The sequence below is a fragment of the Mycoplasma sp. 3398 genome, from assembly GCF_053851555.1.
Map to the genome: position 1 here is coordinate 63368 of NZ_JBSQAW010000003.1, position 7187 is coordinate 70554.

General features: G+C 26.1%; 5 protein-coding genes and 1 other RNA gene. 5 read left to right on the forward strand and 1 reads right to left on the reverse strand.

Annotated features, from left to right (window positions below):
- Window positions 1-5 precede the first annotated feature (5 nt).
- From ACWXVK_RS01735 to ACWXVK_RS01755, 5 genes are all read left to right on the forward strand, one after another.
- Window positions 6-1553, forward strand: a complete 1548-nt coding sequence (locus tag ACWXVK_RS01735; RefSeq protein ID WP_456017051.1) for a hypothetical protein — start codon at window positions 6-8, stop codon at window positions 1551-1553.
- A 12-nt stretch (window positions 1554-1565) separates the two neighbouring features.
- The gene (locus ACWXVK_RS01740; RefSeq protein ID WP_456017052.1) at window positions 1566-3119 is read left to right on the forward strand and encodes a hypothetical protein; all 1554 of its coding nucleotides are present in this window, start codon (window positions 1566-1568) and stop codon (window positions 3117-3119) included.
- A gap of 207 nt (window positions 3120-3326) precedes the next feature.
- Window positions 3327-3929, forward strand: a complete 603-nt coding sequence (rpsD, locus tag ACWXVK_RS01745; protein WP_456017053.1) for a 30S ribosomal protein S4 — start codon at window positions 3327-3329, stop codon at window positions 3927-3929.
- 128 nt (window positions 3930-4057) lie between these two features.
- An RNA gene (gene ffs / locus ACWXVK_RS01750) (signal recognition particle sRNA small type) lies at window positions 4058-4154 on the forward strand.
- A 10-nt stretch (window positions 4155-4164) separates the two neighbouring features.
- Window positions 4165-4782, forward strand: a complete 618-nt coding sequence (locus tag ACWXVK_RS01755; protein ID WP_456017055.1) for a hypothetical protein — start codon at window positions 4165-4167, stop codon at window positions 4780-4782.
- Window positions 4783-5490: 708 nt separating this feature from the next.
- Here the strand turns inward: ACWXVK_RS01755 and ACWXVK_RS01760 are convergent.
- Window positions 5491-7187 (reverse strand): hypothetical protein (locus ACWXVK_RS01760; RefSeq protein WP_456017057.1); only part of this gene is annotated, 1697 nt, incomplete at its 5' end.

Genomic DNA, 7187 nt, shown 5'->3' on the forward strand with positions numbered 1-7187 from the left:
TAAGTATGTCAAAGAAAACAATTTTTAAAATTATTCCTACGATTTTTTCGCCACTTAGCGTGGCTTTTTGTAATTCTTGTCAAGTCAGTGAAGATGATAATGTTAATTTAATGGTTCCGTTTGTAGAAACCCATGAAAAGAAAGCATTTGCCACTATTGTAGAGTTAGTTAATAAATTCAATGATACCCTTGATTCAAAATATGCCAATCACAAGATTAGAATTCGCAACTCATTTGACAAAAAAAACATTAATAATAAAGTTATTTTAGAGCTAAATATCAAAGATAGTAGAACACCTTCCTTAATTCTTTCCTACCCTTCTATTGTTTCGGCTATTCATTATAATAACCGATTAGTTGAACTAACCGATATTGCAAAAAAGAGCAATATTGAGAAAAAGATTTTAGATTATAATAATCGTCTTGGTTTTGATAATCAAAACGAAATTTTTAGCCTACCTGTTGGCATTAGTTCAGAGATGCTTATTGTCAATAAGAGATTATTAATTAATTATTTTTATTCAATTTATGACAAAATCAAAGAATCATCAGAACCTTTTTTAGCTAGATTTAAAAATTTTAAAATTATTAATATAATAAGAAGTTTTATACCAACTAGTGCAGATAAAAAAAATGAGGAATTAATTAATTATTTAAGTAATAAAATATTTTGCTATGATGATATGTTTAATGAGTTTGTTGATCTTATAAAAAAAATGGAAATTAATGAGGATAATACAAGTATTTTATTTGTTAAACATATCGAAAATTATATTTTTGAGACCTTATTTAAAAAAGCTGGATCTGACTTTAATAATTATTTTCTTAAATACAATCAAGATTTTAAAATAGATTATGCCAATATTTTTAAAATAAATAGGAATGAGTATGAGGAATTTAGAGAAACCCTTATAAATTTCTATACTGCCCTAAAATCAAAAAAAATTGATATTGATGTTACAAAAAAAATAACTATTGAAGGGCTACAAGACCAACTTTTTACGTTCATAACAACTAGAGCATATAAGTATAATTTAAAATATTTCTTAAATCATCAGGATGATTTTTTGATTTTAGATGTGCCTCATCGTAAAACTAAAGAAGATAAAAAAGGCTCATTTTTTATCCAAGGTTTATTTCTCTCTGCAATCAAATCGGCTGTAGGCGCGAAAAATGAGGTCATAAATCTTTTTTTAGATTGAATGTATAATCAAAATAATAAGCATGAGCAAATTGTTGATGGGAGGCCTCTTTATTTAACGCCAATTGAATATTTGAGCTATCAACTTGATTATATTTTTCCTACAAAAAATTTTAAAAATGAGATAAAAAAACACAACTATTCAAATACTGCGAATGATTTAGTTTTAAAAAATATATTTGATAATGACCTGATCCCCTTTAGTGATCTCATCGATATAAAAGAATCTAAATTTAGGGAATATATTAAAATATTAGTTGAGAATAACCTTATTGAAAAAATAAGAAGGGATATATCACCAAAACAAGCAATAGATGAATTTCTTGTTAAGCTAGAAGAACTTATAAAATAAAGGATAAAAAATATGAAGCTGAAATTATTTCCTAATTTCTATGAATCTACAAACAATAAAATAAATAGCAATTTCGTTAGTAGAAACAATCACATTATTGCTAAAATTAAGGCAGGATATGATAACTTTAATGAGGTTACTATTAAATTATTAGGATTTGCTATTAAGAATGTTTTATCTAATGTTAGCAAGGATAAAAAATCAATTTTAATTGCAAATGATGGCAGCCATAAATTTTTAGCTTTTTTTGAAAATGAATTAATTGATAAAATCAATGGTGATCATATAGACTCATATGGTTATGAGAAAAATGAGCCTGTTAGCAGAGCATTTTGTTCATTTACAAACAGTGTTAGCGAAGCTTTTGTGGTCATCATATATCTTCATAAATATGATAATAATAATTTTGCTATTTCGTTATATGGTAAGAATAATGAACCATTAAATCATAAAATAATTGAATATATTCTAGACGAATATACAAAAGTATCAATAGACTTAGTTAAGGATAGCAATACGCAAATGCGTAATTTAAATTTTAGGAAAATATTAAAGGAATACACTGATTTTCTTTTGAGTAAAAACTTTACTAAAAACGCTAATCATATTCTCAAAATAGGTGTAATTTCTAGCGCGCTACAAGATTCATTTGTTAAGAAAATTCTTGGAAAAAATGATATTGCTTATACAGTTTTAAAAGATACATTTAAGCTTGATAAGCCTAGTTATTTGAAATTTTCAATTTTTAAACTTGCATTGCTTAAAAATGTGGATTATATTTTTAAATTTTCGTTTGACTATGAAAAGGTCTATTTATATAGAAGAAATAATAAACAAAAATATTTTATTCAATATGATTTGGTTGATATCTCTGACCTTGTGATAAATTATTTATCCTTTACTAATAATTACACAAATACAAACAATGACTTTAAAAATTTAAAAAGTATTGCTACATCAAATCTTTGCAAGAAGGAGAATATTACAAACATAGCTAATAAATATAAAATTAACCTTGGTTTTAGTTGAAAATTTGATTCAAAAAATATAGAAAAACCTGATTTTATGTTTTTTAATGAAGATTATCAGGTTTATTTTAGTAATGATAAAAAAATCAAGTATGATGCATTTTTATTTTTTAATATTTTAGTCGATATGTTAAATTATTATCAAACTCAAGAAATGAGATATGATGATATATGTGACCAAAATTTGGACCTATCAAATAAATTGATTATTAGTGAATTTGTTTATGATTGTCATCCATCAAATGTTGTTGACTTTGAGACTAAATTATATATGCAGGATTCAATTGCCCAATTAAAAGTTAGCACAATTGAAGATGTTAGAAAAAATTTTAAGGATAGTGATACAAAGTATGTTGCAAAGTTTAATTTTGAGCAAAGAGAATGAATGGCTATTAAATATGACGCTAAATACGAAAAATTAATTTTTGTGATTCAAGAAAAAAACAATACTAGAGGTAATATTGCAAAAAAAATCAAGAAGTTTATGTATAAATTTACAATAAAATATGATAAACCATTGATTAATTTGGCTGAATAAATATTTCTTGCGAAAATAATTAGTTATTGACAATAAAAATAAGGTATAATTGTAAAGCATTGACAACAGCATAAATAATATTATTTAAAAGTTTTTTCTTTGTTTTATAAATTTGATAGTAAGGAAGCTGTTTAACCGAAATCATTAGAGAAAAAAATATAAATTAAGAATTATTTAATTGTCTTTGCATATTGAAAGGAAAAAAATATGTCAAGATTCTTAGGATCAATTTTTAAAAAATCTAGAAGATATGGAACATCGCTTCTAGAAAATAATAAAGAATTCACAAAGGGTAAGAAGAGAATGACTGCACCTGGTCAACATGGTGCCAAAAGATCAAAACCTTCTGATTACCAATTGCATATGTATGAAAAGCAAAAAGTTAGATTTATGTATGGTTTAAATGAAAGACAATTCAAAAATCTATTTACTATTGCCGCTAGAAAAGATGGTGTTACAGGTATTAATTTATTGCAACTAGTCGAATCTAGACTAGACAATCTAGTATTTAGAGCAGGATTTGCTCGTACTAGAGCTCAGGCTAGACAATTTGTAAACCATAATCACGTAGTTGTTGATGGACATAAGGCAAACATACCTTCAATGATTATTAAACCAGGTTCTGTAATCGAACTTAAATCTTCATTAGAAAATAATGCAAATGTTAAAGACGCTCTTGAAGTTATGACATCCGCTGCATGATTAACTCGTGATGGGAATAAGTTTACATATACAAGAATGCCAGAAAGAAATGAGTTTGCAAAAGAAATTGATGAATCATTAATTGTTGAATATTACAACAGACGTTAAAATTTGCGCTTCGGCGCATTTTATAATTTATTTTAGGACATTTGTTAATGTTGCAAATAAAGCAGTTTATTCAAAGTGTTTTTTTTGGATTAATTTAATATAATAAAATGCTTGCAAATATAGTATAATAATAAAGCCATGAGAACGGTAACCTTGTAAATTGGTCAGGATAGAGATATAGCAGCCATATCGAGAAGTGCAGTGTCTTGTGGTTTTTTATTTTAAGGAGAAAGAAATGATTTGCACACGTTTATTAAGTCCTATAAAAAATCAAGAAGATTATGATATATTACCAATTCTTGATTTAGGTGATTTTGTTATTTATAAAAAAATTGCAAAATCTCCGTTTTATAATTCTATTGATTATGAATCATACATAAGCAATGAAGAAACTCAATATAATTTCTACTTTGAGGAAAGTTTATATTTCATTTGTTCTTATGAATTGTTTTATAGTCAGTTTAATAAAGATGCTGTTTTTATTAAAAATATCACTGCCAATAAAAAAATTTCTTATTTTAAATTAAAGCAGTTAAAAAAAATTCGTGAAATAATAAATAATGATGGAAAAGGCGGAACATTAATTACGTTTAAATATAAAGAAAATAATTTTTGACCATTTTATGTTTTTTGCGATCAAGAAATTGCTGAGAAAGAATTTAAATATCTATTAGAAACAGTATATAAATGTGACGTTAATGCAAATATTAAGCTCCATGAAAATTATTTCATTAAAATAAAAACCGCAAATGATGCTTTTTTAAGCAAAGAATCATCAGTTTATCATTATGTCCATAATATTATTGGGATTAATATTGAAAAAGCCATTTATGACTTGGAATCAATAAATTAAAAAGTCCAAAAGGACTTTTTAATTTATTATTTTTGGTACCTTATTCCTAATTGAGGGCCTGTTTTTAATCAGTTACAATTTATTTTTGAAAAAGAAGATTAAATAATTAAAATATCCCAACAACATATTTGGAAGAAAATTTATCAAATTTTGTCATGTTGTTTGGTTGTTTTTGCATAATAAATTTAGATTTGTGTAATTGCTATACTCAAATCTCTTACTAAAAGGTTGGCTAGTGATTAATTTACACAAAATTTTCTACATTACTGAAAAAATTCTTTTATTTTAACTTAATAAACTTCATAAAAATGGAATATTTATTTTTTTATACTTAAAGTGGGAAATACGGGAATTGTTTATCTATATATAAATCTTTAAAAATTTTAGTTATTGTCAAATATTGCCCGGTATAAGCAACGAATGATATTTTTTTATCATCTTCTAATAATATACATATTTATTATCACCTTTTATAATCATTTTGACATTTTTAGGCATTTGAACTCTTTGGCCTTTTAGTATCATTTTTACCTCATTTTTCTTTAGTGTATTTATAACTAAATTATTATATATTTGAGGTCAAAAAAAGTAAAAAATGCTGATTTTTTTAATAAATCAGCATTTTCCCCTTATTTTAGTTATAAAAAATGTTAAAAGTTTAAGTTATTAATTTATGAAAATCATTAATTAATGTTGCAATAAAATATTTTATTCAAAGAACGGTGCATGTCTTTGAGGAAATCCGTCTTTATCTAATAGAACGTCTTTTAGTAGCGTATCCTTATATTTTGTTTTAAACTCATTTCATAGTTTCTTAGCAACTTCTTTTCTTTCATCAATAGTTAGAGCAATTTTATCAATTCATATATATTTGTTTTCTTGACTAATTACATTTTCTGATGCTTCAGCAACCATTGAAACTCAATATTCAACAAAATCAATTTGTGAACTTGATCTTCAGAAATCCCTTGTATTAGTTCTTTTTCCGATTAGGCTAGAATCAATATCAAGAGCTACTTTTTCTTTGCCGTTTATATTAGGAGTTTCCTTAAATTTGTTAAATTGCGCATCAAGTCTTGATTTTTCATTTTCATCCAAGAATGGATTTAATTTTAAGTCTTTAATAAATTGTAGATAGTCATAATCAAGTTTCTTTAATCTTCTGGCATTAAAGAATATATGTTTTAGATAATCATTTTCTGCTTTTATGGCTTGTTCGCGTGTTGTCCCTTGATTTGTAAATATTGATTTAATATGCTTAATATGATCGCTCGCAACATTTACTGGGAATGGGCCAGCTTCAGGGGGACTTTGTGTAGAATGTTTTTCAACTCTTTCAATAAAGAATACTACTCAATTTTTTGTTTTACTATCATCTTCTCAACGCTTAGCAAAATTTTCTACTTCCTGTTTAACTTTTTTATATTGATCTATGGTTGTTGTTTGATAAAGTATTTTATTTTGCAACGCCATTCCTTTATTTCTGAATTCACTTTCAGCGGCATGATTTCCTATTCCTTTAATTACTTGTATTTTTGCAATAATTGAGAATAAGGCTTTCTTCATTTCACTAAAATCCTGGAAGGTTTGAGTATAATCGCTATTTATTATGGTTCCCCCGTTTGCATGTTGCAATTTTAAGTCATTAAGTTCTGCGGCTTTTTGACGATCTATATCATTTTTTATAGCATCTAGTTGTTGCTTAGTAGTTGCGTCAGTAATTCTCTTGTTTAGCATTGATAATTCCGAACTATTTAAACCTCCTCTACCAGTTTGACCATTTCCATTTGGGTGGCCAGATAGGTCAAATAGTTCAAGTTTTGAAACTTCATCTTTTAGTTTATCTTTTTCCTTAATTAAGTTAAGTTGTTGCTTAACCATATCTAGGTCTGATTCACTATCGATGTGTTTTAGTTGGTTTATTAAATCTTTTTTATCTGCCGAATCCTTTTGTTTTTCTATTTCTTTTTGAATATTACCTTTTTTCTTTTCTAATGCTTCACGATGTTTCATTATAGCCTTACCGGTAATATGTTTAATACCACTATTTTGGCCATCGATACTTATGGTGCTATCAAGCTCTCTTTTTAAATTTTCTTTTTCTTTATTATCTGTTAATTTATCAATAGCGTCAAGAGCCCTCTTAACAGCGTCTTTTATCTTCTTATTATTTTCATTTAATCTATTAATTTCATCAATTGATTGTGCTTGATCAATTTGGCGTTTCAAAGTTTCATTCGCGTGAGATTTGTTTCCACTAGGATAGTTAATTTCGTCGACAATTTTCTTAGCTTCATCTTTAGCTCTTTGAAGTTCCTTAGACCTTTGCTTAATTTCTTTTTCTTTTTGATTTTCTGCATCAGTTTTAATAGTATCAAGGTTTTTAATACTATTTGTTGAGTTAT